This is a genomic window from Providencia sp. PROV156 (assembly GCF_028480905.1).
GTDB lineage: Bacteria > Pseudomonadota > Gammaproteobacteria > Enterobacterales > Enterobacteriaceae > Providencia > Providencia hangzhouensis.
In genome coordinates this window covers 69,444-95,956 of sequence record NZ_JAMPPE010000005.1, presented here as the reverse complement: position 1 = coordinate 95,956, position 26,513 = coordinate 69,444, and the positions used below count along the sequence as shown (strand labels likewise).

The following is a 26,513-nucleotide window of genomic DNA, read 5'->3' as shown; positions in this document are numbered from 1 at the left end:
CCACTAGAGGAGTATTAGGAGTACAAAACAATAATTAATTGAATTAAAACAAAAAAAATCATTGCCCGGTAATTTTATTTGTTGAAATTTAAAGCGAATAATTCAATGGGATATTAAGGAGTAATACCGAAGTGGCATATTCAATTTTATATAATAGAGAAACAATATCTACGTTATCAAAAATAATAAATAAACGTATAGAGTAGAAAGGATCATTTATGTCTATTGCTTATCACCGATTTTCAATCATTAACCAAGTTATTGGTTTAATGCTATTGATTGCCGTACTCGGTATTATTGGCATGACAATTTCAAATAGTATGATTATTAGTGTGCAAGGAAATGCACATGCAATAAATAAATCAGGCTCATTGCGGATGCAAAGTTATCATTTACTTTCATTAGTGCCACTCAACCAATATTCTGACGTATATGTTAGTGAGCTTGAAAAAAATTTATTAAGCAATGAACTAACACAAGTTGTCGATATAGAAGATTTAAATCCGCAATTTGCTGAGCTTTATCAATATTGGGTTACAGAATTAAAACCTGCTCTTAACCATGCAGTTTCTCCTAATGATGCACGTCTCGCGGTCGTTACCTTTGTTAATAAACTCGATGCATTAGTTCGTAATATTGATGAAAAAACAGAACGAAAAATAACCTATGTAGCAATCACTCAAATGGTATTTATTGGCCTCGTTTCATTGCTACTTATTTTTGCTATCTGCCATTTTAGAAAGAAAATTTATACACCTTGGCTTAAGTTACTTCATATGGTGAACGCGATTAGTCACCAAGACTTTAGTCAGCGCTTTCCTGTAGGCAAAAAACAAGATGAGCTAAATTCACTGGGCCATACGTTAAATCAAATGTCGGATGAGCTCGCACAGAGTTACCATCAATTAGAATCTCGAGTTATCGAAAAAACCGCCGATCTGCAAAAGAAAAATAAAGTATTACTCTATTTATACCAATCTAATCGAACCCTACATGCCATTGGGCCACTATCAATAAGGTTAGAAAAAGTGTTATTTGAGCTTAAAAGCTTAATACCACTGCAAAATATTAGATTGAGGCTATACGAAGAAAACAATGATGCCTGCTTTCATGAAATTCATTGCCCAGAAAACGAGGAGCACTCTCTCAATTCACCCAAGATGGCTGAACACCTTAAAGTAATATCATGGGAGATTTCTGATAATTTACAGCGTTATGGCATAATTTTAGCTGAAATGGATATAAACCAGCCATTATCTGAAGAACAAAATAATTTAGTGCTGATGCTAGTTAAACAAATCGCTGGAATGCTAGCGATGGAGCACCAATTAGAGCAACAACAGCAGTTACTGATTATGGATGAACGATCGGCGATTGCGAGAGAATTGCATGATTCCATCGCACAATCATTATCTTGCCTCAAAATGCAAATTAGTTATCTGCAAATGCAACCTAAAACATTGCCAACTAAGCACCAAGAACTATTAAACGAAATGCGCAATGAAATAAATTCCGCTTATAGTCAATTACGTGAGCTTTTAACAACCTTCAGACTAAAATTAACTGAACCAGGCCTATTCCCTGCCTTAGAAAGCACAATCCAAGAATTCAGTCAGCGCCTTGGTTTTCAAATTGGATTAAATTACCAAATTCCAGCCAAAAGCCTCTCTCCACATCAATCTATTCATATTATCCAGATAATCCGAGAAGCTTTAAGCAATATTCTCAAACATGCTAATGCGAACTGGTCACAAGTCTCATTAATCGAAAATAACGGATTAATCACCATGACAATAGAAGATAATGGGGAAGGTATTCAGCCTCAGCCAACAAAAAATAACCATTATGGATTGATTATTATGAGAGAAAGAACGCTAAGCCTAAATGGGAAATATCAAATTTCCCCAAGAGTTCAAGGTGGCACTATTGTTAATGTCGCATTTCCACTGACTGTGGCTTAATTAAATTGGAGTAACTCATTAATGAAAAATGAAAATAAACTGACTGGGCAATCTACCATTTTACTGATTGATGACCACCCGATGCTACGTAATGGTGTTAAACAATTAATTAGTTTAGAACCCACATTAAAGGTAATTGGTGAAGCAGACGATGGAATAACGGGTATTAAAATTGCGGAAGAACAAGACCCAGATTTAATCCTATTAGATCTCAATATGCCTAGTATGAATGGCTTTGAAGTACTCGATAACTTACGTAACCGCGAACTTTCGGGCCGTATTATCTTATTTACGGTGTCCAATTATGGCGAAGACTTAATTAATGCGTTAAAACGAGGTGCTGATGGCTATTTACTCAAAGACATGGAGCCTGAAAAATTAATTATTGCATTAAAAGAAGCCGCAAGTGGTAAAATGGTCGTTAGCCCAACGCTCGCTTCCATTTTAGCTGAATCTTTAAGAGATAACCGAGCCCCTACAGAGCATAATCTATCAGCACTAACCCCAAGAGAAACCCATATCTTAGATTTAATCTCACAGGGGCTATCAAATAAGATGATTGCGAATAAATTACAAATCACAGAGAGCACCGTCAAAGTCCATGTCAAGCACTTACTAAAGAAACTTAATTTAAAATCGCGCGTTGAAGCCGCTATTTGGGTTTTACAACAAAAGTAATGATACTGCTCCTTAACTTAATGCATCGAGCCATGGCTGTTGTTTTGGGTAACGTCGACGGTAGCCATGCATCGCAACAGATAACTGAATGAGATCCGTAAACCTTGTCGGGTCCAAACTGGTTTGCTTTTTAATTTGTTGTAACCGATAACTTAATGTATTTCTGTGAATGCCTAATTGCTGCGCGGTGCTACCTATTTCGCCATTTTGCGATAAAAACAGCTCAAGGGTTTCAAGCAAAATATCGCCCGAATCATGCAACAATATTTTATGGCAAATATCTAAAAAGAAATTAAATAGATAGCTATTTTCCAATTCATTAAAGAGGCATAAAGATGCCATTTCTTTAAATAAAAAGACTTGTTTATCGGGAACCGTTAGCCGTCCAACTTCAATAACTGAACGTGCAAAATGTACTGCATCCCTCACATGTTCTTGCGTATCTGCCTGAACACCAACACCAATATAATATTGGCTAAGCTGGCTATCTAGAATGAAATGAAGATTAGAAATAAACGATTCATTTTGATAATGCGTTGATGGGAATAGCATCAAAATTTCGCGGCTATTGAGTAATAACACATCACTTTTTTCCATAGCTGATAATTCAGTAATGATCGTATCGAGTATTTCAGGGCGGTACTGAATAGCTTCAATATTAATAATCACAGGAATAGTCGGTAAAGTGAACGCAAAACCGGAATTATGTAATTTTAGTAATGCACTGCGCCCCTGTGCTGGCGTTGTGCTTTCTATAAACTGGACAAATAGCATGTCACGCAAACGATGCTGCCAGTTAATACTACGCCGCTCAATTTCTTGTTGAATTAGCAGCTCAGCCGTCAGTATAGCGAGCTCGGCATAACGCTGGATCACAACAGGGTCACCACTCACGCCAATCACTAATTCCACTTTATCAGCCACAACAATCGGATGGTTTATCCCCGGTGCCACATTCGAATAAGCTCGTGCTTCATTTTCATTGTAGATGGTGATCCGTTTGCCGCAGCGGATCACTTCCACTGCGGCTTCATGGGTTTCACCAATACGCTTTTTTTCACCTGAAGCGATAATCACGCCCTGACTATTAATCACATTGACGTTGTGATGGATAATTCCCATTGCACGCGTGACAATATCATTGGCTAGTTTTTCAGTCAGTAGCATATTACCGCCTCACTTTAGGGTTTTATTTGCGTATTCGGATTTGCGAGTACGGTACGCAGCAAATTTTCTGCTGTATCTGCCAAATAACGTTCACCATTTGTCATGGCTTGCTCAAGGGAAACTGGCCCCGGACAAAGCGACCACATTGCGGTAATGCCATGTTGGAATAAGATACGGCTATCTTCACTATACCCCCCACAAAGCGCAATGACAGGCACACCATAATGACTGGCCATACGAGCCACTCCCACAGGAGCCTTACCATTCGCACTTTGACTGTCAAGCCGCCCCTCTCCTACAATGACTAAATCCGCTTGTTGAATATAAGATTTTGCGCCAAGGAGTCCCAAAACGAGATCGATTCCTTTTTCGAGCTTTGCCGAAACAAACCAACGAAGCCCCGCACCTAATCCACCCGCTGCACCACTGCCAGCCTCCAGTGAAACATCTTTTCCCGTTATTGCTGACATTAATTTCGCATAGTGAGCCATCCCAATTTCAAGCTGGTCAAGTGTGGCTTGGTCGGCCCCCTTTTGGGGACCATAAACATAAGTCGCACCATTTTTGCCTAATAAAGGATTTTCAACATCGCAAGAGACATTAAATTCAACCTTAGCGGCTCGCGAGTCAAATTTATCAAAATCAATCTTTGCAATATTAATGAGGTCTTTTCCGCAAATTGGCGTCTCAATAAGCTGAGAATTTTTATCGTAAAACTGAGCACCCAATGCTTGAGCAAACCCAGCACCACCATCATTAGTTGCACTTCCTCCTATCCCGATAACAATACGAGAACAACCCATATCGAGTGCATGCTTGACCATTTCACCCAAGCCATAAGTTGAGGCATTTTCAACTCGACGATGCTCACGTTGAACGAGTTCCAGCCCACAACATTGCGCCATTTCGATAAAAGCGGTTTTTCCCTCCAATACTAATAACCCTGCATCAACCTTACTACCATAAGGCCCAGTACAGCTAAAAATGTAAGGTGTTACACCAGAAAGCGCGGGGCTATTCTCTAGTGACTCCAACAAACCTTCTCCGCCATCAGATATGGGTAATAACGTCATATCTAACTCAGAGGATACACGCTTGAAACCCTCAGCAACGGCTTGGCATGCTAACCTTGCAGAACAACTTCCTTTAAAGGAATCAAGTGCGATAACAATTTTCATGCAGACTTTCCTATTGTAAATGGCGATGTTGAATTATTTGCTTTCCACTGAAGTCGATACTTGTAATGGCTCAGCTTCGCTCATACCGTTAGTATTCACTCGTGACGCAATAATCGTTCCGATAACTAGCAAACCGACACCAAACCATAATCCAGAAGTGGCTGTTCCTGTATAATCTTCAAAAAAGCCAAGAATGAACGGGCCAAGGAAGCCGCCAAACAGCCCTAAGCAGTTCAATAGTGCCAAACTTCCCGCTAACATGCTGCCACTCATATAAGTCGGAGGAAGCGAGAAAATAATCGATTGAACCACAAAAAACATAAATGCCGTTAAGCAAAAGCCAATTAAACCGACAACTGGGCCACCCAGTGCACCAATCACTAACCCTACGGCCATTACTGCATAACCTGAAATTAAAATACGTGATGAACGACGCGGTGTATTAGCTTTTCTCGCGACAAAAATGCCACCAATTGCGGCTGAAATCCATGGAATCGCTGTTAATAAGCCGATTTGAATAGGTGTTAATTTGCCATATTCACCGATAATAGTCGGTAAAAAATAACTTAAACCATAGACCGAGAACTGGTGAGTAAAATAGATAGCAACAATCATCATAAAGGCTTTATTCTTAAATGCCGCCTTGAGTGAGAATTTACTGTTACTCACACTAATACTGTTTTTGTCTTGATCATGTTTATATTTAATATAATTCCGATCATCTTCATCTAACCATTTTGCATCTTCTGGTTTATTCGGCAACACGAACCACACAACAAATGCTAGGATAACTGCTGGCAAGCCTTCAATAACAAACATCCATTGCCAACCATGGAAGCCTAATAAGCCATCCATACTCAGCAATAAACCACTCAGCGGCGCCCCAATAATATTTGCAAGACAAACCCCAAGTAAAAATAACCCTGTTGCTTTAGCCCGTTCTTCTTGGCTAAACCAATATGTCATATATAGAATAACCCCAGGATATAAGCCCGCTTCAGCCGCTCCCAGTAATAACCGCAAGATATAAAAAGAAGTCGGCCCTGTCACAAACGCCATCGCCGCAGATAATAACCCCCAAGTGATCATGATCCGCGTGATCCAAAAACGCGCGCCTACTTTCTCCATTATCAAATTACTTGGGATCTCAAGAATCGAGTAGGTTAAGAAAAAAAGCCCCGCACCAATACCAAACGCGGTTGCAGATAATCCTAAATCAATCGACATCGCATTTTTTGCCATGCCAATATTTGTTCGGTCAATAAAGCTAATAATGTACGCTAAAATCAACAACGGCATCAGGTTACGGTATATCTTTGCGTTGGTTTTTTTCCCCTGAGCCACATAATCTAACTTTGCATTTGTAGAAAACATAGATAAGATCCTCATGTTGTAGTGAAACAGGTACGGCTCTTGGCAATAAGTGACATACCTGTTGTTTTACTTCAGCAACAGCCCGACGCCCCACGTCGGGCTTTCTGCTTGCAGCTTTTCTTATTCTCTTTCGAACAACATTGATATCCCTTGACCACCACCGATACACATAGTCACTAACCCGGTAGTAACCTGACGGCGTTCCATTTCATACATTAACTTCACAGGTAAAATAGCCCCACTGGCACCCACTGGATGACCCAGAGCAATTGCCCCACCATTCACATTCACTTTAGTGCTATCAAGAGACAAATCATTCATAACTGCAATGGCTTGTGCAGCAAATGCTTCATTTAGCTCAATTAAATCAATGTCTTTTACATCCATTTTGAGCTTTTCCATTAATCGACGGGTTGCTGGCGCGGGTCCAAAGCCCATAATGGCCGCTTCACAACCTGCTACAGCCCAATCGACCACTTTCATTCTTGGCTTCAGACCACGTTTTTCCGCTTCTTCACGACGCATCATCACTAATGCCGCAGCACCATCATTGATACCTGAAGAGTTTGCTGCCGTAATCACACCATCAGTTTTAAATGCAGGGCGCAATTTTGCTAATTTTTCACGTGGTGTATCACGCGGATGTTCATCGGTATCAAAAATACGTATACCTTTACGGCCTTCGGGTATTTCTACTGGTAATATTTGGTCAGAAAAATAACCGGCTTGAATCGCTTTTAACGCTTTTTGCTGGCTATCCCATGCAAAATCATCCATTTCTTCACGGGTAATATTGAACTGCTCTGCAACATTTTCTGCCGTCATTCCGTTGTGGTAAGGGCCTTCTGGCCAAGTTAGGATGGACGTTAACCCATCTTCCAGTACATCATTTCCCATGCGGTAGCCATAGCGCGCTTTGCGTAAGTAGTACGGCAGCATTGTCATATTTTCAGTACCACACGCCACCACAACATCTGATTGGCCGGTCTGCAACAACATCATGCCATCGGCTAACGCTTGTAGCCCTGAACCACATTGGCGGTTAACAGAATAAGCGGTGGTTTCTTTTGGTAACCCTGCTCGCAGTTGGCAAATACGAGCGATAAAACCACTTTCTGCGATTTGCCCAACATTACCCACAATGACTTCATCAACATCTTCGGGAGCAATTCCAGCTCTTTTCACGGCTTCACGGATAACCACCGCCCCGAGGTCATGTTGATGCGTATTTGCAAAACTTCCCCCCATCGTGCCAATTGCCGTTCTCACACCACTCACAATGACAATATCATTCGCTTGTTTCATTATTTCCCCCTATAACACCATTCCGCCGCCAACATTGATTACTTCGCCATTGATATAACGCGCTTTATCAGAGGCTAAAAATGCAACACATTGGCCAACATCGCGCGGATCTCCTGCAAAACCCGCAGGTATCTTGCTGATCATGATGTCCCACACTTTTTCAGGCACACCACGGGTCATATCCGTATCAATAAACCCTGGGCAAATCGCATTGACTGTGACCCCTTTACGGGCGAGTTCACGACAAGCCGTTTTAGTCAGGCCAATAACCCCAGCTTTGGATGCGGCATAGTTGGCTTGCCCAACATTCCCAAGCCAACTTGCCGAGGAAATATTGACAATTCGGCCATTTCCTTGTTCACGCATTAGCTTTGCCGCCTCTTGCATGCAGTTAAATGTCCCTTTCAGATTGATATCAATCACTTTGTCCCAATCATCTTCCGTTAATTTATGCAGCATGCCATCTCGGTTGATCCCCGCATTATTTACCAGTACATCAATCGCCCCAAAATGCGCTAATGCGTTAGAAAATAAGGCATTTACCTCTTCACGTTTGGCAATGTCACAAGGAATGAAAATGGCTTGATGGCCTTGCTCTTGTAGCTGTTTTGCACTTTCTTCACCTGATGACATGGCTAAATCAGAAATAACGACTTTTGCCCCTTCTTCTGCAAGTACCTGAGCAATCGCAAAACCAATACCTCTTGCAGAACCCGTCACAATGGCGACTTTATCTTTTACTAACATGGATAAATTCCTCTTTAATATTGAAACTACAAATACGAAACCAGTCCAAAAGGCGCTTCTTCAAATAGTGAAGAAGACATCACTTTCAAATCAGGAGAAATTTCAGGTACGAAGTCCATATGGGCAAGAATGTCACGCTCTAGGTCAATACCGGGGGCAATTTCAACCAGTACCGGGGTTTTTCCCCCTAAAGTGAACACCGCACGTTCCGTGACAAAATGCATGGTTTGGTTAATATTTCGCGCGACATCCGCATTCCATGAAATTTGCCGTACTTGGTTAACTAACTTTCTAATATCCCCTTCCCGCACAATATTTAATTGCCCATTTTCACAACGAATATCTAACCCTTTTGCTGTGAACGTTGAGCAAAACACCACGTGTCGAGCATTTTGGGTAATATCAATAAACCCACCTGCACCAGGGCAAATATTGCCTAACAACGTCGCATTGACATGGCCACTGGCATCCATTTCCCCTGCGCCCATATACGTGATATCAACGCCTGCACCGTTGTAGTACAACATTTGGTCTTGGTGACTAATCATCGCTGACAGGTTACGGCCTATGCCAAAATCAATACCGCCTGCTTGGACGCCCCCCCAAATCCCTGACTCCACGGTGATATCGACGCGCTTGGTTGCATTTTCTTCCTGAATAATTGAGCCAATAACATCGTTTGGAATACCCGTTCCTAAGTTAATCACGCAGTTTTCGTATAGATAACGACATGCAATTCGCCCAATCAATTTGCGAATATCTAAAGGTAATGGCGTAGTTTGTTGGATAGGCGTGCGAATATCACCGCATAGCGTTGGGTCAAAAAACCAGCTCGAAGACTGGCGATGGTCTTCTTCAGGGTTATCACACACGACAATATGATCAATAAAGCTCGCAGGAACAGTGACACGCTTGGGATGTAAAGTCCCTTCTTCAACGCAATATTTCACTTGTGCAATCACTTTGGCACCAAAGCGTTTAGCCGCCAGTACCGCATGCAAGACCTCTAGGGCCATGGCTTCTTCATCGGTGGTGAGGTTGCCTTTACTATCAGCGTGAGTTCCTCTGATCACCACCACATCTAAGGGAATTTCTGGGTACCATAACCATTCTTCCCCTTTGAAATTCACTTTTTCAACCAAAGGGGGAAGTACCAACGTTTTAGCGTTCATCCTACCGCCTTCAAGGTCAGGGTCGATAAATGTTCCTAACCCTACTTTGGATAAGCGCCCCGGTAAGCCCGCGGCCATTGCACCATATAAATGCACCATTTGCCCTTGAGGGAGGCAATATGCTTCAACTTGGTTGTCATTAATCATTTGCATCCATCGAGGTGCTAGCCCCCAATGGGAACCAATAATCCGTTTCACCATCCCTTCATGGGCAAAGTGTTGATTCCCTCGAATACGGTTACATTGCCCAGCTGCGTGAACCAGTGTTAATTGATTTGGTGTACCCTCGGATAAAAAGCGTTGCTCAATTGCTGATAAAATAGATTCAGCAGCACTGGTTAATGTCATTCCCACAGTACAAATTGTATCGCCATTATTAATTAATTTAGCGGCATCTTGTTTAGAAATAAATTTATTATTCATGATAAAACCTACCTGAAGGCTAATATTTCATAGCCCCTTTTTGATTAATTAAAAACTAATTTATATTTTAGTTATTTAAAGAGTAATATCGTAATTTCAAATCTTTCTTGCTTATTTTCCCATTCCAAGTTCTAGGGAAGTTACGCGTAAACATAATTCTTACTGGAACTTTATACGTTGGCACCCTATCTTTTAACCACTCAATAATTTCTTTACTGGTTAAACACACTTGATTCTCAGGAATAATAAATGCAATGGGTTCTTCACCATAAATTGTGCTTTCAATTGGAATAACAGCGACCTCATTAACTCCTGGATAATTAGAAATTAAATCCTCGACTTCAATAGAATATATTTTTTCACCACCACGGTTAATCATATCTTTAATTCTATCTTGAATATAAAGAAAACCATCATTATCCATATAGCCAATATCCCCTGTGAAAAACCAACCATCATTAAATGATGTGGTATTCGCAGGACTATCCGGCCAATAACGTTGGATAACAACATCCCCCTTAACCCAAATATTACCTGTGCAGTTCGCGGGAAGATTTTCACCTTTATCATTACGTATGGTCACCTGTAACCCAGGAACTGGTGTACCAGAGCTAGACTTCTTATCGCTATAACGAATATCTTCACGAAATACAGTTGCTGGTGAAGAGGTTTCAGTCAAACCATAAATAGAATGAATGGATGTTTTAGCAAATATATAAGAAAGCTCTTTAATCGTACCTTCATTTAAATGCCCTGCACCACAAGCAATCATTTTTAATGAATTAAATCTTTCTAGGTTAATGCTTTTATTTTCTTTTATTTTCTGAATTAACAATATAAATACTGTTGGAGAACCATGTAAAAATGTTATTTTTTCTTTTGCAATTGTTGAAATAATATCTTTTGCATTGAATTTTTTATGAAGATAAATCGTCCCACCAATATGGATAAATAACGCCAAAATAGCAGAGAGGCCAGTAATATGATAAATCGGCACTGCTAAAATTGTTTTATCGTGTTCAGATAGCTTTAATGTTTCCTGATAGGCATATACTGCAGACAATATATTTTTATGCGTGATCACCGCACCTTTTGGCGCCCCTGTTGTACCCGAGGTAAATATTATAACAGCAGGGTCTTCTTCATTAACTTGGTTAATAAAATTAATTTCATCAGTGAATATTACATTACGCCACTGAGAAAGACTCACCCCTTTTGCACTGAGCTGTGCTAACCATGGTTGATATGTATCATCCCAAAAAACAGCATCTGCATTAATACAAGACAAATGCTCTTTACCTTCAAACTCTTTCATTTTGGTACTCAAGGGAATTACCTGAATGCCCAGACCTACCGCGGCATAAAATAATTGGCAAAACTCAATCGTATTTCCCCAGCCAAGTACAATTCGATCGCCTTTTTTCAACTGCACGGTGGTTGTTAGCCACAACATTGTTTGGTTTACTTTCACAAGTAATTGGTGATAACTCCAACTTTGCTCTTCAAATACAATCGCAACAGCGTCTGGCTGCACTTTTGCTCTCTGTAATAAGCTTTGGTAGATGTTTGAATTTGGCGCAAGCATGGACACACTCCGATACACCTGAATATGACTGATATGCTATCAATGTATAAAATACACTCCGATAAATTAGTGCCAATCTTCACAAATTATTCACACCCTTTTTTTATTTGAATTAGTGATCTGCACAATTCGATTGTTAACAAATTTTTAACTTAAGTCTCATTTTAAGCTCTGGTTTTTATTGCAAATGAACATATTTACCTTTTGTTATTATCAAGCCATCTCAAAAAACATATAAATTCCTATGAATAGCTCGGTCATCATTGTGCGTATATACAATTACTCATAAACCCAAAAATAGTTTAGAACTAATAATTAACTCTTTCGTTTATCCCCTATGTGTTCTTGCACTCTGTGCTATTTATCCTACCCACCAAAGCAAATATGATAAAAACAGTGGAGAATTCACGACAGATTGCTACAGTGGGGGGCCTTTATAATTAAAGAATTGATGAGAAAATAATCGCCACCTTTGAAAATGGTTAAGGAGATAACTCATGGCAAACACCCCCTATATTCCCCCGAGAGTCTGGCAATGGGAGCAAGGTAATGGCGGAAAGTTCGCCAATATTAATCGCCCAATTTCTGGTGCAACTCACGAAAAATCTTTACCTATAGGTAAGCACCCACTACAGCTATATTCATTAGGAACTCCCAACGGACAAAAAGTCACTATCATGTTAGAGGAGCTGTTAGCCCTTGGCATTAAAGAGGCTGAATACGACGCTTGGTTAATTAATATTGGTGAAGGCGACCAATTTAGTTCGGGTTTTGTTGAAATTAACCCTAACTCAAAAATACCTGCTTTAGTCGATAGAAGCAGTAAGGAGCCTATCCGAGTATTTGAATCAGGTTCTATTCTGACCTATTTAGCTGAAAAATTTTCTGCTTTTTTACCTACAACTCAACCAGAACGTGCTGAAACCTTATCCTGGCTATTCTGGCAAATGGGTTCAGCACCTTTTGCAGGTGGCGGTTTTGGGCATTTTTATGCCTACGCCCCTGAAAAATTTGAATACCCTATTAACCGCTTTGCGATGGAAACTAAACGTCAATTAGATGTATTAGACAAGCGTTTAGCAGAACACAAATATGTCGCAGGCGAGAACTATAGTATTGCAGATATCGCTATCTGGCCATGGTATGGCGCTTTAGTGAAAGGTTGGCTTTATGATGCTGCAGAATTTTTATCTGTCCATGAATATAAAAATGTTATTCGTTGGGCTGATGAAATCTATGCACGCCCAGCGGTACAGCGCGGCCGCCGTGTTAATCGCCTACAAGGTGACGCCGCACGGCAAGTACGCGAACGCCACGATGCGAGTGATATAAGTTAGTTAACTCTGGAGAGCGTAATTAATTTAACGTTACGCTTCCTTTTTGTTATAAAATATCATTTTATTCAGGCGACCATTCTTGAATCTCACCAAATACATTTTCCAGTCCAATTTTAATTTCTTTTATATCATCTAGATAAAGTATTGCTAAATTTTTAATCGCGCGCGAACAAGCAACGTAGACTAAATTTTGAGTACTTTCGAATTCTTTTATATCATTCATATTTTTTAGTTTTTTCTTCCTTTCTTCTTCACTCACTCCTCGAATCTCAAAAAAACTTTTAAATTTATCTTTATTCATTCTTCCAAAGCTATGTTCCATGATAACTATAACATTTTCATACTCTTCACCTTTCGTTCCATGGTAAGTATGGTATCTGATATCACCATCTTGTTCTCTATTTATATATTTAGCCCATAATTCCAGTTCTTCCATATTTATATTTAAAAGTTTATCCACCGTTTCGATAGCAGAAAAATCCTCATTTTTTTTATTCAACTCAATGAGTTCAATTAGTTGCCCTTTGAAAATAGAAGAAAAGTCATTATGTTTATCGTTATCATTTAGTTGCCAGTCTAAAGCATTATTAATAAACACCTCAAATGGTTCTCTATTTTCTTTAAAATCATAAAAATCGGAAAGACTATTAACTAAATCATCTAAGGTTTTCGGTGTAAGATTATGCATGTAATCTAGAAACGGCTTTATAGATGAAAATTTTAATTTTTTACCATTCTCACCGAAAACATCATAATATGTACTCTTTTCATTATTCACCTTCAAACAGGCATTAGTAATATTAAATATCATCCTTACTATGACATTTAACTTGTTCACTTCATGAGAAAGTATCCCTTGGCTTTGATCTTTATAATAAATATTTAAATTTTTCTTATAATCATCATACAAGCTACCAAAACCATTTAATTTAGCCACTAACTCATTCGTTAGAACTAAGCAATCAACTTTTGTATCTTTATTACTTTTTGAAAATTTAGAGGTATAAAACCTAATAAATTCTTGTACTATTTTATTTTCTTTGTCTTTATCTACAGTACCTATAAAATTATAAATATTAAATATCCCTTTGTTTTTTTTATCATCTAGTAGACTTTGTTTTATTTCATCATTTCTGATACTATTCGCAACATCTACAATCTGCTTATGTGATCGCCTATTAAATTTTTTATTAACGTCCGTAAGTTCGGAATGAATATTTATAATATTCTTTCCAACGCCATCACCATAAATGTTTTGCGCGGTGTCACCAAAATATCCCACAACCCAATGTTTATTTTTACTTATCGCATATTGATGAATAGCAGCCATTATCTCAACAACAGGCTCACTGGTATCCTGATATTCATCGATAAAAATAAAGGGATATTTATCAATAATAATACGCTTCAATATATCATTACCGACTATAAGTTCCTTAGCATACTCAAGTAATGTATCATGACTAAATCGCATTTTATCTAGTCTATCCGAGTTAAACACATTGTCATACAAAACTTCTGTATACTTAGGATTTTTTTCTTCTATGTTCTTTATGCATTTTTCATATCTATTTTTCTTATAAATTGCCTTTGTTACTTTTTTAAAGTTAGCTATATTTTTCAGGCAACTAACTAAATCTGCCTTTCCTAATGTTAACGGCTGTAGTTCTTTATAAGCATCTCTTAGCCCAGAATCTTTAGTTTTATAAAAAATATCTTTTGTAGACTCAACAAGCTCCTCGAAAATTTCTTTATTTTTACTAGTAAGATTACAATAAAAACTAAAACTTTTATTATCTGACTCACCACTTAAATCATCATTCACTTCTTTCAATTCATATTTTAATTTTTCAAGGTGGCATTTTACTAGCTCTAGCTGATGTTGTTTTATTACCTTCCACAACATCTCATGAATAGTCGAAACGATAACTGTATCTGTATTTCCTAACCTATTTTTGATTTCATTTACAGCCACATTAGTGTATGTCACACAGTAAATATTCTGATTGCGTTTACTCAGGGTATCTAAATTGTTACTTAATAAAAACTTTAATACTTCGACTAAAGCATAGGTTTTGCCTGCACCAGCCCCTGCATTAAAGCGAAAGCTAGTACGACTTTTTACTAATTCATAAAGCGACTCTTGTATTTTTTGTTCTTCATGTTCATTAGTTAACATACTAGGCTTCCTCTTGAATTTTAGTGCCATTTAGTTCTACTATCAGCCATTCAAATCCATCCATTATATATTTTGGCAAATTAGGTATATTTTTTTCATCTGAAGTAATACATTCATATAATAATTGATTAGAAAAATCACTTTTAGAATTAGCAAGCTTCCTTTGCGCTTGAAATGATTTATTCTTCAGTGATTCATGTTCACTTTCTTTTTTATTACCAATTAATTCTTTATACGTTTTAACAGGCAAACAATTTTTTAAGGTTTTCTTTAGAATGTTATTTTTTAAATTTGATAAAATAAATGCTTCCTCTAAACTTGTTGCATAATATCCCTCTATGCTCTCTTTTTGAAAAACAACATGTATATTATTTTCTGTAAAATAATTAATATTTTTTAAAAGATTATACTCAGTATTATTTTTTCCCTCAGATATACAATGTTTTTTATTAAAAGAAATAATAGTTTGATTTGTTGTAGTATAGTCAGTCAACTCATCGATTTGGCTATATTCTAGACAAATCAAAACCTTTTCAGTATCTTTTTTATTCTTTTCATGTCCACAAAAAATACAATCTTCATCGTCTATCTTATGTTTTACTTTTCTCTGACAACAACTTCTTTTAATATCTAAATCAGTTATCACTAAACAAGGAATTTTTAGTGATTTTATTAATGGGAAATAAACCTTACCATGTGCACCATTAATATTAAAAACAGAAATATAGAACTGACTTAAACCTGTATTTTTTTCCAAATAATATTGAATTAATGTTTCTTCGGTCGCCCCTTCAACAAAAATAACTGCATCGGAAAAAAACAGCTCAGAAACCTTATACTTGATATGTTTTTTAATGAATTTTAATTCATTTACCTCATTTCCTTCTTTTCCTTTATTACCTTTTTTACCTTCACTCTGATTTTTAGTTTCATCAGTGATTCCTTTAGATATTACATGATCATTAAGGTTAATCACCCTTGCTGATTTCTCTAAAACAGTGACATAGTTGATATTGTTAAAAGAATTACTACTGTGTATTTTGCTATTAACAATATGTGATGAATGAGTCGTGATAGTAATCTGGCAATGTAATGACTTTTTATTTATTTTATCTTTCAGATTCTCATTAGCAAGAAAAAGCACTCGTTTTACTGCATCATCAATACGTTTAATAAAAAACTCTTGCATTTGTGGGTGCATAAAAACTTCAGGCTCTTCAATGAAGAGCAAATTAATACAACTATTTTGACTACCATTATCATAGCTATCTACATAGTGAATTATTTCACCAATAATATTTAAAAGGTTAATATAACCCAATCCAAATTGACTTTCTGGAATAAACTCTCCATCATCCAAAAAATTATACTTAATAAGGTTCTTAATTAATCCATCATAAGTCACGTTACCGAGCAGCTTTAATCCTACATGATTATTACCTTCAATTTTTTCAAGTACAGAAGATACATTCTCACTTTTTTTGTCTACATTGCCAGTTAAACTTTTATTTATTTTATAAATATTATCCTTTAAAATTTTTTTACTTTTTTCATCGCTATCAAACTGAAAGGATATTATTTTATTGAAAACCTCACTAAGAACACCTTCTTTGAGATGTCGGTTAGCTTTAATTTCTTTTAAGTTAACCAACTTTTTCAGTGTAAACTTACTCACATTTCTATTATTTAAATTATAATATTTAATTTCAAATAGCCTTTTACTTCCTTCTAGCTTTAAATAATCAGAATTTTGATCTAATAACTCATAAAAATTATTAAAATCATCAATTCGTTTTAGTTCAGAGCTATTTTTATTTTCAAAAATATTTTTAATGGCACTATTGAATGCGGCTTGCTCCGAGATTTCTACCTTCACCGTAATTTCAATATTTTTTTTATCTGAACCGTTGTTTTGTAAAGTCATAAATTCATCTAATACTGATACTAAATCATTATTTTCGAAATCTACATTAACAACTATTTTAAATTCTAATTCAGGGTATTTTTCTATCTTTCCTTTCGAGTATTCGTCAAAAATCTCTGATAAATATTGCATATTAAAATCCGCAGCTTTAGGCTGAGAACTTTCACAGATCATTTTTAACGCATTGATAATTGTTGTTTTACCAACATTATTTTTCCCGATGATCAACGTGGTGGATGGCCCAATCCCTGAATATTCCTTTGACTCAGAATCCTCAATACTACAAGGCTCTACAAAATGAATAACATTTTCTTCTGTGCGAAATTTTCGATAGTTTACAATTTTAAGGCTTTCTAAATGCATACTATTCCCTTATTAGAAATAACTCAATTTAACAACTATAAATAATTTAACTTAATACTATTTATAAAAAAATTAAATAAAATATTCTTTCTAACAATAGAGATTTGTGTCACAAAATAATAATTTAACATATGAATAAACACTTAGCATTAATATTAATGCCAAGTGTTATATTTTCCTTTGGTTATTAATTTAATAGAAATAAATAAAAACCAATCGAACATTTATTTTTGATAACGCCCCTGCACCCATTGTGCGCATAACATCAAGCTCAAACTTATCAGTACAGCTAAACACGCCATCGCCATGCCACTGCCAATTGAGCCTTGCTCAAATTGACGCCACACAAAGATAGACACAGTCTGCATACCGGCTGGGGCGAGTAATAGCGAAGAAACTAATTCACGCGAGGCCACGGCAAACACTAACATCATGGCAGCGACAAGGCTCGGTAAAACTAATGGAAACAAGATAAAACGCAGCGTTGTCACCGCAGATGCGCCGTGCACCCGTGCAGCATCTGATAAACTGCCACCAATCTGTGTTAATGCTGCACTGCAATAACGAACTGGGTAAGGCAGTAACAAACAGCTATAGGCAAGCAATAAAATGCCCCATGTGTGATAAGGCGTTATTGGCCAAAAAGGTTGGTTCCACGCGAGGATCATCCCTACCGCTATCACAATTCCTGGAATGGAAATAGGTAACAAAGACAGCGCATCAATCACAACAGCACCACGAATGCGCTGAGCAACCACCAGCCAAGCACAGAGAAACCCGAGTACCCCAGTGAAAACAGCGGTTAACGTCGCCAGAGAGAGGCTCGTCCATAATGCAGACAAAGCTTCAGTTTGTGAGCCAATTAACCCAGAAAAATGCCTGAATGTTAAGTTATCCCACGCCAGACCACCGGATACCGTTGAAGAAAATGCCGTGCCAAACATCGCTAACAATGGCATTCCTACCGCAAGAAATGCGGTTAAAGCAAATAGCCCAACGACTGGCCAGCGCCAGTAGCCAAGTGAGCGAGTCACCACTTCTGCCGCTTTTCCTGTTGTGGTAGCCACGTTTTTCCCTGACACAATAGAACGCTGTAATGTATAAGCAAAAATCGCCACACTGGCCAGAATCAACGATAATGAGGCCGCGCCGGGTAAATCAATCGGCCAATCCGCCAAACGCTGCTCAATATCTGTGGTTAAAACACGAATACCATTCGGGGCACCAATGGCTGCGGGAATACCATATTCTTCAATCGCTAAGGTAAAAATCAGCAATAACCCCGCTGCAATAGATGGCAATGACAGAGGAAGCGTCACTTTGAAAAAGGAATTCCAAGGAGAAGCCCCATGCACACGAGCCACATCGGCAAGTCGGTTACCATTCGCTGCCATGCTTTTTGATACTGCAAAATACAGCACAGGAAAGAGGTTTAACGCCATAATCCCCATCATGCCACCCAGCGAGAAAATTGCACTTCCGGGGCTCACACCAATTAACTGCTGGGAATAACCATTAGGTTGCAACGTAAGCATCCACGATAATCCAGCAATATAAGGTGGGATTAAAAAAGGAATAAGAAACAGTAGATCCCAACCTTTGGCGAAAGGGATATTAAACAACCCGCGTAATGCCCCTAACGGAATAGCGATAATGGCGCTGACTGCTGCAACACCTATGCCTAGTGATAATGTATTTTGCAGTAATGATGGAAGTTCTGGCTCATTGAGTAGCTGAATAATAGGCTTTAGCGGCTGGACAAACTGCCCTTGCCCTAATTGCGGGAAAATAGCCTGCAATACAATAAAGCATAATGGGATCACCACTAAAACCGCTAATGTTACCATCACCAAAAGTGGTAGAAAACGCGTTTTTGTCATTGAATACAACACTCCTGCTGGGCAAACAATCTACCCAGCGGTTTGCTAATTAATATGCTTACAAAACCAGCCTTAACGGAATAAAGCGCTTAAACGAGAGAGAACTTCGCTGCGCTCAGCGTTATCTGTCGCAGCTTCTGGCAACAATTTGAGTGTTGAAAAATCAGGGCGTTTACCTGCAATATCTGCTCTAGCAGGCATTAGCCATGCACTAGCTACAATTTCTTGCCCTTCTGGCGATAATACATAGTCGATAAATGCTTTAGCTTGGTCAGGCTGCTTAGAACTTTTTAAAATCATCATTGGGCGCGGGGCAATCGCAGTGCCATTACTTGGGAAAATCACTTCAATCGATTCCCCATTCGCGATGCTGCCATAAGCGACATAATCAACCGCACCAAATACTGCCGCTTTAGCGCCTTGTAACACAGGAGTCAAGGCTTGAGCATTAGGCCCTGAAATCACCATGCCATTGGCTTTCAAATCAGAAAATAGTGTCCATGCGGCTTCTTTTTTCGCATTCTGTAACCCTAAAACTAAGTCTAATGACGCCCCAGAAAGTGCGGGATCAGGCATTGTGACTTTATCTTTAAACGCGGGTTGGGCTAAATCTTGCCAATCTGTCGGTTTTGGGGTACCACTTTGGTTATTCCACACAATACCCAGTGCAGAGATCCCTTGCGCCACATAGTATGGCGTTTTAAAACGCTCAGGAACTTGCTGGGCATTTGGGCTTTCATAAGGCAATAACCAGCCTTTTTGTTGCAAATCAACCGCGGTATCCCATGATGCGGAAATCAACACATCCGCACGCGGGTTCGCCTGTTCTGCTTCCAGCCTCGCCATCACTTTTCCGGTTGTCGCTTGGAAAACATCGACTTTAGTACCCGTTTGTTTTTCAAACCCTGCGGCAAGTTGTTTTGCCATGGCGCCTGGGCCTGCGGTATACACGGTAATCGCTTGGGTTGAAACAGAAAATAGTGCACAGGAAAAGCCAAGACTCATGGTAATACCCTTTAGTGAAAATCCGTTCTTTGATAGTAAATTTCGCATAACAATCTCTCTATTTATAGTGTTGTCAAACTGTCAATATTACCGTTTCGCATATGGGCGATTTGGTGTGCTAATACATGGGCTTCCGCAGGGTCGTGAGTGACATACACCGCAGTGATCCTCAAAGTTCGCAATAACTGGGCCATCTCCTCACACAGAGATTGGCGCAATGCGATATCGAGGTTTGACAGGGGCTCGTCGAATAACAAAATTTCAGGTTCAGCGATAATGGCGCGAGCAAGAGCCACACGTTGTTGTTGCCCTCCTGATAAATCGGCAGGTTTCCGTTTGGCGAAATCAGCCAGCCCTACGCGTTCTAAAGCTTGCATCACACGTTGCTGTATTTCTAGGCGGCCAATACCTCGCATCCGTAAAGGAAAGGCAACATTTTGGGATACAGTCATATGCGGCCACAGCGCATAATCTTGAAAAACCATGCCGAGGTTGCGTTTTTCTGGGGGGATAAGGTGATGTGAGCTCGCCACAAGCTGTTCGCCAAAATAAATAGTGCCATCAGTTGGTTGTAATAAACCCGCTAACAATTTCAGTAATGTGCTTTTACCACAGCCTGAAGGGCCTAATAGCGCAAGAACGGTGCCCTTGGTTACTGTTAAATTAATGCCATTTAGCACATATTGATGTGAAAATGCCTGAGATAAATTTTGTATTGAGATCATCTGTAAGCCACTCGCTTCTTGCTTAGGAGACAAAAAGACCGAGCACTCACTCGATGAAGAGAGAGCGTTTTGCATGTTCATTGTTATCCTCTTTGGGACTTAATCGTTATCAATGATGCTACGGCTTGAATACGTCAAATTGATGACAGTTTTGTGGCTAATTAATTTCAAATTCAATTGAAAAATAATCACCAAATAAAATAGTCACTTTATTTTACTGGTGAACGCCAATATATCTTTGATAACGTGCTGGCTTTAATTTGGTTAAATCCACCAGCACCAAGCCGTCGATGCAATCGTTAAACGCGGGGTCTGTACCGAAATCCATAAACTGTACGCCGCCGGGTTCGCATAATTCGGTATATTGCTTATAAAGCGTTGGAATCGAACAGCCAATGTTATTGAGTAAGCTTTTCAATTTAACCAAATCTTCATGGTAATTGTCCCCTGAAAATTGGGCTAATACCTGTGGCAAAGAAGCCGGGTACGGCTGATGTGACTGTGCAATGCTGTGTGGTGCTGAAAAATAGAGCCGATAAAAAGTAATCAGTAAGTCACGCGCCGCAATCGGCATTGAGCCCGAAATAGATACAGGACCAAAAAGATAACGATAGTGTGGATATTTTGCCAAATACGCGCCAATACCTAACCATAAGTAATCTAAACCCCGTTTTCCCCAATATTTGGGCTGAATAAAACTCCGACCAAGCTCAATACCTTGCGCTAATATTGGCATCATGGCTTGGTCATAGTGAAATAAGCTAGAGCTATAAATACCCTCAAGGCCTTTGGTCTCAATTTGCTTTTTAGTCGGTATAAACCGATAAGCGCCAACAATATCAAGTTCGCTTTCATCCCATAAAACCAGATGATAATAATCGTCATCATAGCTGTCTAAATCACGGCGCTTACCTGAACCTTCCCCTACAGCACGAAATGCAATTTCGCGTAATCGGCCAATTTCTCGTAAGATCGGTGACCTTACCTCTTGGTTTCGGTGATAAAGGTAAATCGCTTTCCCATCAGGAGAAGTTCCTAGCCGCTCACAGGCCACTAACGCTTTTTTTAATTCAATTCTATCTTCTGGTAAAGCAATTGGCGATTCACTGATAAATAGCCCTTCCTTACCTTTACCCAACAAATAGACATGGCGGCGAAAGCGCCCTGCTAACTCATGAGCCGCCGTATGACCATCATGCCAATGAATAAATGGGATACTGCCACCAATACGAATTTTTAATCTTTTTCCTCGCTGCTTAAACATTTCCCTGACTAACATTAAAGTAGATAATGGCTTGTAAACCAGCGAAGTTAAGTAAAATAAATGGCTATTACGCCCTTGAATATGGATGGGAACGATAGAGGCTCTAGCCTTTGCGGCTAAACGCAAAAAACCTGTACGCCAGTGGCCATCACGAACCCCTTTGCGACCAAATCGAGAAACTTCCCCCGCAGGAAACACAATTAATGCCCCTTGTTTATCCAAATGCTGTTGTATGGCTTCAACTTGTTGTCGACTGGTTCGGTTATTCATATTATCCACTGAAATAAATAAGCTTTTTAGTGGTTCTATATAATTGAGAAACTGATTTGCCACTATTTTTACATCAGGACGAACGGCAGCAACCACACGTAATAATGCAAGGCCATCGAGTGAACCTATCGGATGGTTAGCAACTAAGACAACAGGTCCTTGAGCCGGAATATTTTCTGAGTCACCCTCAACCATTTCACAAGAAATATCAAAGAACTCCATGATTTGTTCAATAAGATCCAAGCCCTTTAAGTGCGGATAATCTTGAGCAAATTGGTGAAATTCCTGTTCAAACAAAAGCTTTTTTAATAAGCGACGTTTCCATTTGCCTGGTGTTTGATGAGGAAAAATATCGTGCAGCAGGGTATCGACACTAAACATAATGCTATCTCCTAACTGAGTTACGACGAACTTAAGTCAGATTCATAACAACAATATGTTTATTTTATGACAAAATGGTGAAAGCACAAAAATGATGATGTAGATCATTACTTTTTATTTGCCAATATTATGGTTATCTAAAATCAATAATTTTCAGGAATATTGTTTTCTTAAATAATTTATATTTTACTTATTTTGTAATATGCATTTAGTCCACAACAATTAAAAAGGTAAAAACTAAACTTTTCGATTAGTTTTACTTAATTTATTTTAATAATTAAGAATTATTCATTTATAAATACCCACCTATTAAATTGAACTAAAAACCTATTGCAGCAAGATTAATTTGAAACAATATCCTTTAAATTCAATATAATAAAATTTAATCATCAGCTTATTTTTTTAACTATTATTTCATTGATAGGTAAATCTTATTTAAACAATCGCTTAAACCGATGGCCATCATTGATAAAAATCAAGAACCTCTCGGACTTATTTATCCATCATAGTCCGGCTGTAGAATTATATTAATTAAAAAATATTTAAATATATTTGACCGCAATCTTTCAAGGATAGTGTAATGAAAAAACTTACTCGCATTACGGTCGCTGTCATATTTTTGCTTTTACTCGGTTATTTTGGATTATCTGGATATGTGTGGTATCACGATAATCAACGAAGAGAAAATAATGACATTCAGACATCTAAAATTGCAGAAAATAATCAAGTCCTCCAATTCTTTGCCGAAAAGGGATGCGATTACTGTCACACACCGTCAACTGATTTACCTGCCTACGCATCATTCCCCATTGCTAAGCAACTGATGGAATACGATATTCAGCTAGGTTATAAGTCATTCAACCTTGAGGCTGCTCGCGCTGCACTCATCGCAGGAGAACCTGTACCACAAAGTGAATTAAATAAAATTGAGTGGGTTATGCAGAACCACACCATGCCTCCAACACGTTATGTTGCACTTCATTGGGCCAGCAGTGTCAGTGATGAAGAACGTAATAACCTATTGAATTGGATAGCTAAACAGCGGGAAGAGCACTATGCCAGCCAAGATACCGCTGCTGAACATCGCAACGAACCAATTCAACCAATTCCAAAATCACTGGATGTTGATGATGCAAAAGTCGCATTAGGTTTCCGCTTGTATCATGATGCACGCCTGTCAGGGGATAGCACAATTTCTTGTGCACACTGCCACGCACTCAATGCAGGTGGTGTTGATGGCCGTAAAACATCAATTGGTGTTGGTGGCGCAGTAGGCCCAATCAATGCGCCAACGGTGTTTAACTCTGTATTTAATGTCGAGCAGTTTTGGGATGGTAGAGCACCTGATTTACAAGCCCAAGCCGGTGGCCCACCATTAAATCCTATCGAAATGGCATCAAAGTCATGGGATGAAATCATTGAAAAATTGGACAAAGACCCTGTCTTAAAACAAGATTTTAATGCGGTTTACCCAGAAGGTTTTACAGGTGACACCATCACAGATGCGATTGCTGAGTTCGAAAAAACCTTAATCACCCCAGACTCTCCGTTTGATAATTGGTTAAGAGGCGACAAAACTGCATTAACCGCACAGCAGCTCCATGGTTACCAGTTATTTAAAGAGAACAAATGTGCAACCTGCCATGGTGGCGTGATCTTAGGTGGTCGTTCCTTCGAACCTCTGGGTCTGAAAAAAGACTATGAGTTCGGTGAAATCACTGCTCAAGATATTGGTCGTATGAATGTCACCTCTGATGAGCGCGATAAGTTACGCCAAAAAGTCCCAACACTACGTAATGTCGAGCTAACCGCACCGTATTTCCACCGCGGCGATGTAGCAACCTTAGATGAAGCAGTGAAACTGATGCTGCGTTATCAAGTGGGTAAAGAACTGCCACAAAAAGATGTCGATGATATTGTTGCCTTCCTTAAGAGTTTAACAGGGGTATATACACCCTATGTGCAACAAAGTGAGTCACAACAGTAAATATCAATAGCTGATTGATATAAAAAACTAATAGCACCGTTCAAATAATAACGGTGCTATTTTTTATATAACACTGCCGTATAAGCTACCTACAACCCTGACTTGACCTGTATTCACAGCAATTCACATTATCGAACACCTCTTCCTCACTGTGTTATTACTTAAAAAGTTTCTGTTTCCTATTCATACGAAACAATGTTATCTAGCTCAAAGTTTTTATCAAATGGTATTTAAAAGGTATTATTAAATGGTATTGTTGTTTGCGTACCCTACAATACCTATAATTAGCCGTATAAAGGAATGAAAGATGAAAAAAACGACAGCAAAACTCTCATTCATGATGTTCATTGAATGGTTTATATGGGGAGCTTGGTTTGTTCCCTTATGGCTATTTTTGAATAAAAGTGGCTTTACCCCTTCTCAAATAGCATGGTCTTACGCCTGTACAGCCATTGCTGCAATTATCTCTCCGATCCTTGTAGGATCAATTACTGACCGATTTTTTGCTGCACAAAAAGTCCTGGCGGTACTGATGTTTGCAGGGGCAGTTTTTATGTTTTTCGCAGCTCAACAAACTGAATTTTCTAGCTTTTTCCCTCTACTATTAGCGTATGCACTGACTTACATGCCAACCATTGCGCTCACCAATAGTATTGCTTTTTCCAATGTGGAAGATGTGGAACGTGATTACCCTCGTATTCGTGTAATGGGGACTATCGGCTGGATTGCATCGGGTATTGCATGTGGTTTTTTACCTTCCATGATGGGCTTTGGTGATATTTCTGCGACCAATATTCCACTCTTAGTGACAGCCGCTAGCTCGGCTTTACTGGGCTTTTTTACCTATTTCTTGCCAGACACCCCACCAAAAGGAACAGGCAAAATGAGTATTAAAGTCATGCTTGGATTGGATGCCATTGTACTGTTAAGAGACCGGAATTTCTTAGTATTTTTCGTGTGCTCATTCCTCTTCGCCATGCCTTTAGCCTTTTACTATATTTTTGCTAACGGCTACCTTACTGAAGTTGGGATGAAAAATGCTACGGGGTGGATGACCTTAGGGCAATTCTCCGAAATCTTTTTTATGCTTGCTTTGCCCTTCTTTACCAAACGTTTTGGTATCAAAAAGGTATTACTTCTTGGTTTAATCACTGCGGCTATCCGTTATGCTTTCTTTATCTATGGTGATGCAGACCACTTATTTACCTATGGATTACTCTTCCTCGGTATTTTATTACATGGAGTTAGCTACGATTTTTACTATGTCACTGCATATATTTATGTCGACAAAAAGACCCCTGTGCATATGCGAACAGCGGCTCAAGGCTTAATTACGCTCTGTTGCCAAGGCTTTGGTAGCTTACTGGGTTATAGCCTAGGTGGCCAAATGATGGAAAAACTTTTTTCTTACGGTGAACCTGTCAACGGCCAGACCTTTAACTGGGCCGGTATGTGGGGCTTCGGCGCTGCCATGATCGTCGTAATCACGATTGTCTTCATGTTGATGTTTAAAGAGTCGAGTCGTGATATTCAAGAAATTGATATTAATAAAAGTGGCGTAAAACCCACATCCAATTAGTCAAGCAATCATTAATTAAACGCCTTTAT

General features: G+C 38.8%; 18 protein-coding genes. 5 read left to right on the top strand and 13 right to left on the bottom strand.

What is annotated here, in order from left to right:
• The first annotated feature begins 218 nt into the window (after nt 1-218).
• The gene (narX, locus tag PSF31_RS05055) at nt 219-1,961 is read left to right on the top strand and encodes a nitrate/nitrite two-component system sensor histidine kinase NarX (RefSeq protein ID WP_096864446.1); all 1,743 of its coding nucleotides are present in this window, start codon (nt 219-221) and stop codon (nt 1,959-1,961) included.
• A 21-nt stretch (nt 1,962-1,982) separates the two neighbouring features.
• Nucleotides 1,983-2,639 carry a two-component system response regulator NarL gene (gene narL, locus PSF31_RS05050; RefSeq protein WP_004259360.1) on the top strand — a complete coding sequence of 219 codons (657 nt, stop codon included), beginning with the start codon at nt 1,983-1,985 and terminating at the stop codon, nt 2,637-2,639.
• A gap of 12 nt (nt 2,640-2,651) precedes the next feature.
• Here narL and PSF31_RS05045 read toward each other — a convergent pair whose 3' ends face one another.
• From PSF31_RS05045 to PSF31_RS05015, 7 genes are all read right to left on the bottom strand, one after another.
• Complete coding sequence (locus tag PSF31_RS05045; RefSeq protein WP_004259365.1) at nt 2,652-3,806, bottom strand: CdaR family transcriptional regulator; 1,155 nt, start codon at nt 3,804-3,806, stop codon at nt 2,652-2,654.
• A gap of 14 nt (nt 3,807-3,820) precedes the next feature.
• On the bottom strand, nt 3,821-4,984 hold the full coding sequence (locus tag PSF31_RS05040; protein WP_096864445.1) for a glycerate kinase: 1,164 nt from the start codon (nt 4,982-4,984) through the stop codon (nt 3,821-3,823).
• Nucleotides 4,985-5,017: 33 nt separating this feature from the next.
• Nucleotides 5,018-6,358, bottom strand: coding sequence for an MFS transporter (locus tag PSF31_RS05035; RefSeq protein ID WP_004259371.1), 1,341 nt, complete (start codon nt 6,356-6,358; stop codon nt 5,018-5,020).
• Nucleotides 6,359-6,478: 120 nt separating this feature from the next.
• The gene (locus PSF31_RS05030; protein WP_096864444.1) at nt 6,479-7,663 is read right to left on the bottom strand and encodes a thiolase family protein; all 1,185 of its coding nucleotides are present in this window, start codon (nt 7,661-7,663) and stop codon (nt 6,479-6,481) included.
• 9 nt (nt 7,664-7,672) lie between these two features.
• Entirely contained in the window at nt 7,673-8,410 is a 738-nt protein-coding gene (gene fabG / locus PSF31_RS05025; protein WP_096864443.1) for a 3-oxoacyl-ACP reductase FabG, read from the bottom strand.
• A gap of 26 nt (nt 8,411-8,436) precedes the next feature.
• Nucleotides 8,437-10,005 carry an acyl CoA:acetate/3-ketoacid CoA transferase gene (locus PSF31_RS05020; protein WP_094962384.1) on the bottom strand — a complete coding sequence of 523 codons (1,569 nt, stop codon included), beginning with the start codon at nt 10,003-10,005 and terminating at the stop codon, nt 8,437-8,439.
• A 67-nt stretch (nt 10,006-10,072) separates the two neighbouring features.
• Nucleotides 10,073-11,590, bottom strand: a complete 1,518-nt coding sequence (locus tag PSF31_RS05015) for a class I adenylate-forming enzyme family protein (RefSeq protein WP_096864442.1) — start codon at nt 11,588-11,590, stop codon at nt 10,073-10,075.
• A gap of 497 nt (nt 11,591-12,087) precedes the next feature.
• Here PSF31_RS05015 and yghU point away from each other — a divergent pair, with 497 nt between their 5' ends.
• Nucleotides 12,088-12,927 (top strand): glutathione-dependent disulfide-bond oxidoreductase, encoded by an 840-nt coding sequence (yghU, locus tag PSF31_RS05010; protein ID WP_096864441.1) that lies wholly within the window; start codon nt 12,088-12,090, stop codon nt 12,925-12,927.
• 61 nt (nt 12,928-12,988) lie between these two features.
• Here the strand turns inward: yghU and PSF31_RS05005 are convergent, their stop codons facing one another.
• From PSF31_RS05005 to PSF31_RS04980, 6 genes are all read right to left on the bottom strand, one after another.
• Nucleotides 12,989-15,106 (bottom strand): UvrD-helicase domain-containing protein, encoded by a 2,118-nt coding sequence (locus PSF31_RS05005; protein WP_164560879.1) that lies wholly within the window; start codon nt 15,104-15,106, stop codon nt 12,989-12,991.
• A 1-nt stretch (nt 15,107) separates the two neighbouring features.
• The gene (locus PSF31_RS05000; RefSeq protein WP_164560880.1) at nt 15,108-17,393 is read right to left on the bottom strand and encodes an AAA family ATPase; all 2,286 of its coding nucleotides are present in this window, start codon (nt 17,391-17,393) and stop codon (nt 15,108-15,110) included.
• Between the two features lie 224 nt (nt 17,394-17,617).
• Nucleotides 17,618-19,273 carry an ABC transporter permease gene (locus PSF31_RS04995; protein WP_096864435.1) on the bottom strand — a complete coding sequence of 552 codons (1,656 nt, stop codon included), beginning with the start codon at nt 19,271-19,273 and terminating at the stop codon, nt 17,618-17,620.
• Between the two features lie 72 nt (nt 19,274-19,345).
• Nucleotides 19,346-20,326, bottom strand: coding sequence for an ABC transporter substrate-binding protein (locus PSF31_RS04990; RefSeq protein WP_096864434.1), 981 nt, complete (start codon nt 20,324-20,326; stop codon nt 19,346-19,348).
• 14 nt (nt 20,327-20,340) lie between these two features.
• The gene (locus PSF31_RS04985; RefSeq protein WP_096864504.1) at nt 20,341-21,003 is read right to left on the bottom strand and encodes an ABC transporter ATP-binding protein; all 663 of its coding nucleotides are present in this window, start codon (nt 21,001-21,003) and stop codon (nt 20,341-20,343) included.
• Between the two features lie 214 nt (nt 21,004-21,217).
• Nucleotides 21,218-22,918, bottom strand: coding sequence for a lysophospholipid acyltransferase family protein (locus tag PSF31_RS04980; protein WP_096864433.1), 1,701 nt, complete (start codon nt 22,916-22,918; stop codon nt 21,218-21,220).
• A 580-nt stretch (nt 22,919-23,498) separates the two neighbouring features.
• Here PSF31_RS04980 and PSF31_RS04975 point away from each other — a divergent pair.
• Together PSF31_RS04975 and PSF31_RS04970 are read left to right on the top strand one after the other, a co-directional pair.
• Complete coding sequence (locus PSF31_RS04975; protein WP_004259445.1) at nt 23,499-24,905, top strand: cytochrome-c peroxidase; 1,407 nt, start codon at nt 23,499-23,501, stop codon at nt 24,903-24,905.
• 307 nt (nt 24,906-25,212) lie between these two features.
• Nucleotides 25,213-26,484 carry a nucleoside permease gene (locus tag PSF31_RS04970; protein ID WP_004259450.1) on the top strand — a complete coding sequence of 424 codons (1,272 nt, stop codon included), beginning with the start codon at nt 25,213-25,215 and terminating at the stop codon, nt 26,482-26,484.
• The last annotated feature ends 29 nt before the right edge of the window (nt 26,485-26,513 follow it).

Coding starts and splice junctions, on each gene's coding strand:
- narX (WP_096864446.1), top strand. CDS start 219: ATGTCTATTGCTTATCACCGATTTTCAATCATTAACCAAGTTATTGGT.
- narL (WP_004259360.1), top strand. CDS start 1,983: ATGAAAAATGAAAATAAACTGACTGGGCAATCTACCATTTTACTGATT.
- PSF31_RS05045 (WP_004259365.1), bottom strand. CDS start 3,806: ATGCTACTGACTGAAAAACTAGCCAATGATATTGTCACGCGTGCAATG.
- PSF31_RS05040 (WP_096864445.1), bottom strand. CDS start 4,984: ATGAAAATTGTTATCGCACTTGATTCCTTTAAAGGAAGTTGTTCTGCA.
- PSF31_RS05035 (WP_004259371.1), bottom strand. CDS start 6,358: ATGTTTTCTACAAATGCAAAGTTAGATTATGTGGCTCAGGGGAAAAAA.
- PSF31_RS05030 (WP_096864444.1), bottom strand. CDS start 7,663: ATGAAACAAGCGAATGATATTGTCATTGTGAGTGGTGTGAGAACGGCA.
- fabG (WP_096864443.1), bottom strand. CDS start 8,410: ATGTTAGTAAAAGATAAAGTCGCCATTGTGACGGGTTCTGCAAGAGGT.
- PSF31_RS05020 (WP_094962384.1), bottom strand. CDS start 10,005: ATGAATAATAAATTTATTTCTAAACAAGATGCCGCTAAATTAATTAAT.
- PSF31_RS05015 (WP_096864442.1), bottom strand. CDS start 11,590: ATGCTTGCGCCAAATTCAAACATCTACCAAAGCTTATTACAGAGAGCA.
- yghU (WP_096864441.1), top strand. CDS start 12,088: ATGGCAAACACCCCCTATATTCCCCCGAGAGTCTGGCAATGGGAGCAA.
- PSF31_RS05005 (WP_164560879.1), bottom strand. CDS start 15,106: ATGTTAACTAATGAACATGAAGAACAAAAAATACAAGAGTCGCTTTAT.
- PSF31_RS05000 (WP_164560880.1), bottom strand. CDS start 17,393: ATGCATTTAGAAAGCCTTAAAATTGTAAACTATCGAAAATTTCGCACA.
- PSF31_RS04995 (WP_096864435.1), bottom strand. CDS start 19,273: ATGACAAAAACGCGTTTTCTACCACTTTTGGTGATGGTAACATTAGCG.
- PSF31_RS04990 (WP_096864434.1), bottom strand. CDS start 20,326: ATGCGAAATTTACTATCAAAGAACGGATTTTCACTAAAGGGTATTACC.
- PSF31_RS04985 (WP_096864504.1), bottom strand. CDS start 21,003: ATGATCTCAATACAAAATTTATCTCAGGCATTTTCACATCAATATGTG.
- PSF31_RS04980 (WP_096864433.1), bottom strand. CDS start 22,918: ATGTTTAGTGTCGATACCCTGCTGCACGATATTTTTCCTCATCAAACA.
- PSF31_RS04975 (WP_004259445.1), top strand. CDS start 23,499: ATGAAAAAACTTACTCGCATTACGGTCGCTGTCATATTTTTGCTTTTA.
- PSF31_RS04970 (WP_004259450.1), top strand. CDS start 25,213: ATGAAAAAAACGACAGCAAAACTCTCATTCATGATGTTCATTGAATGG.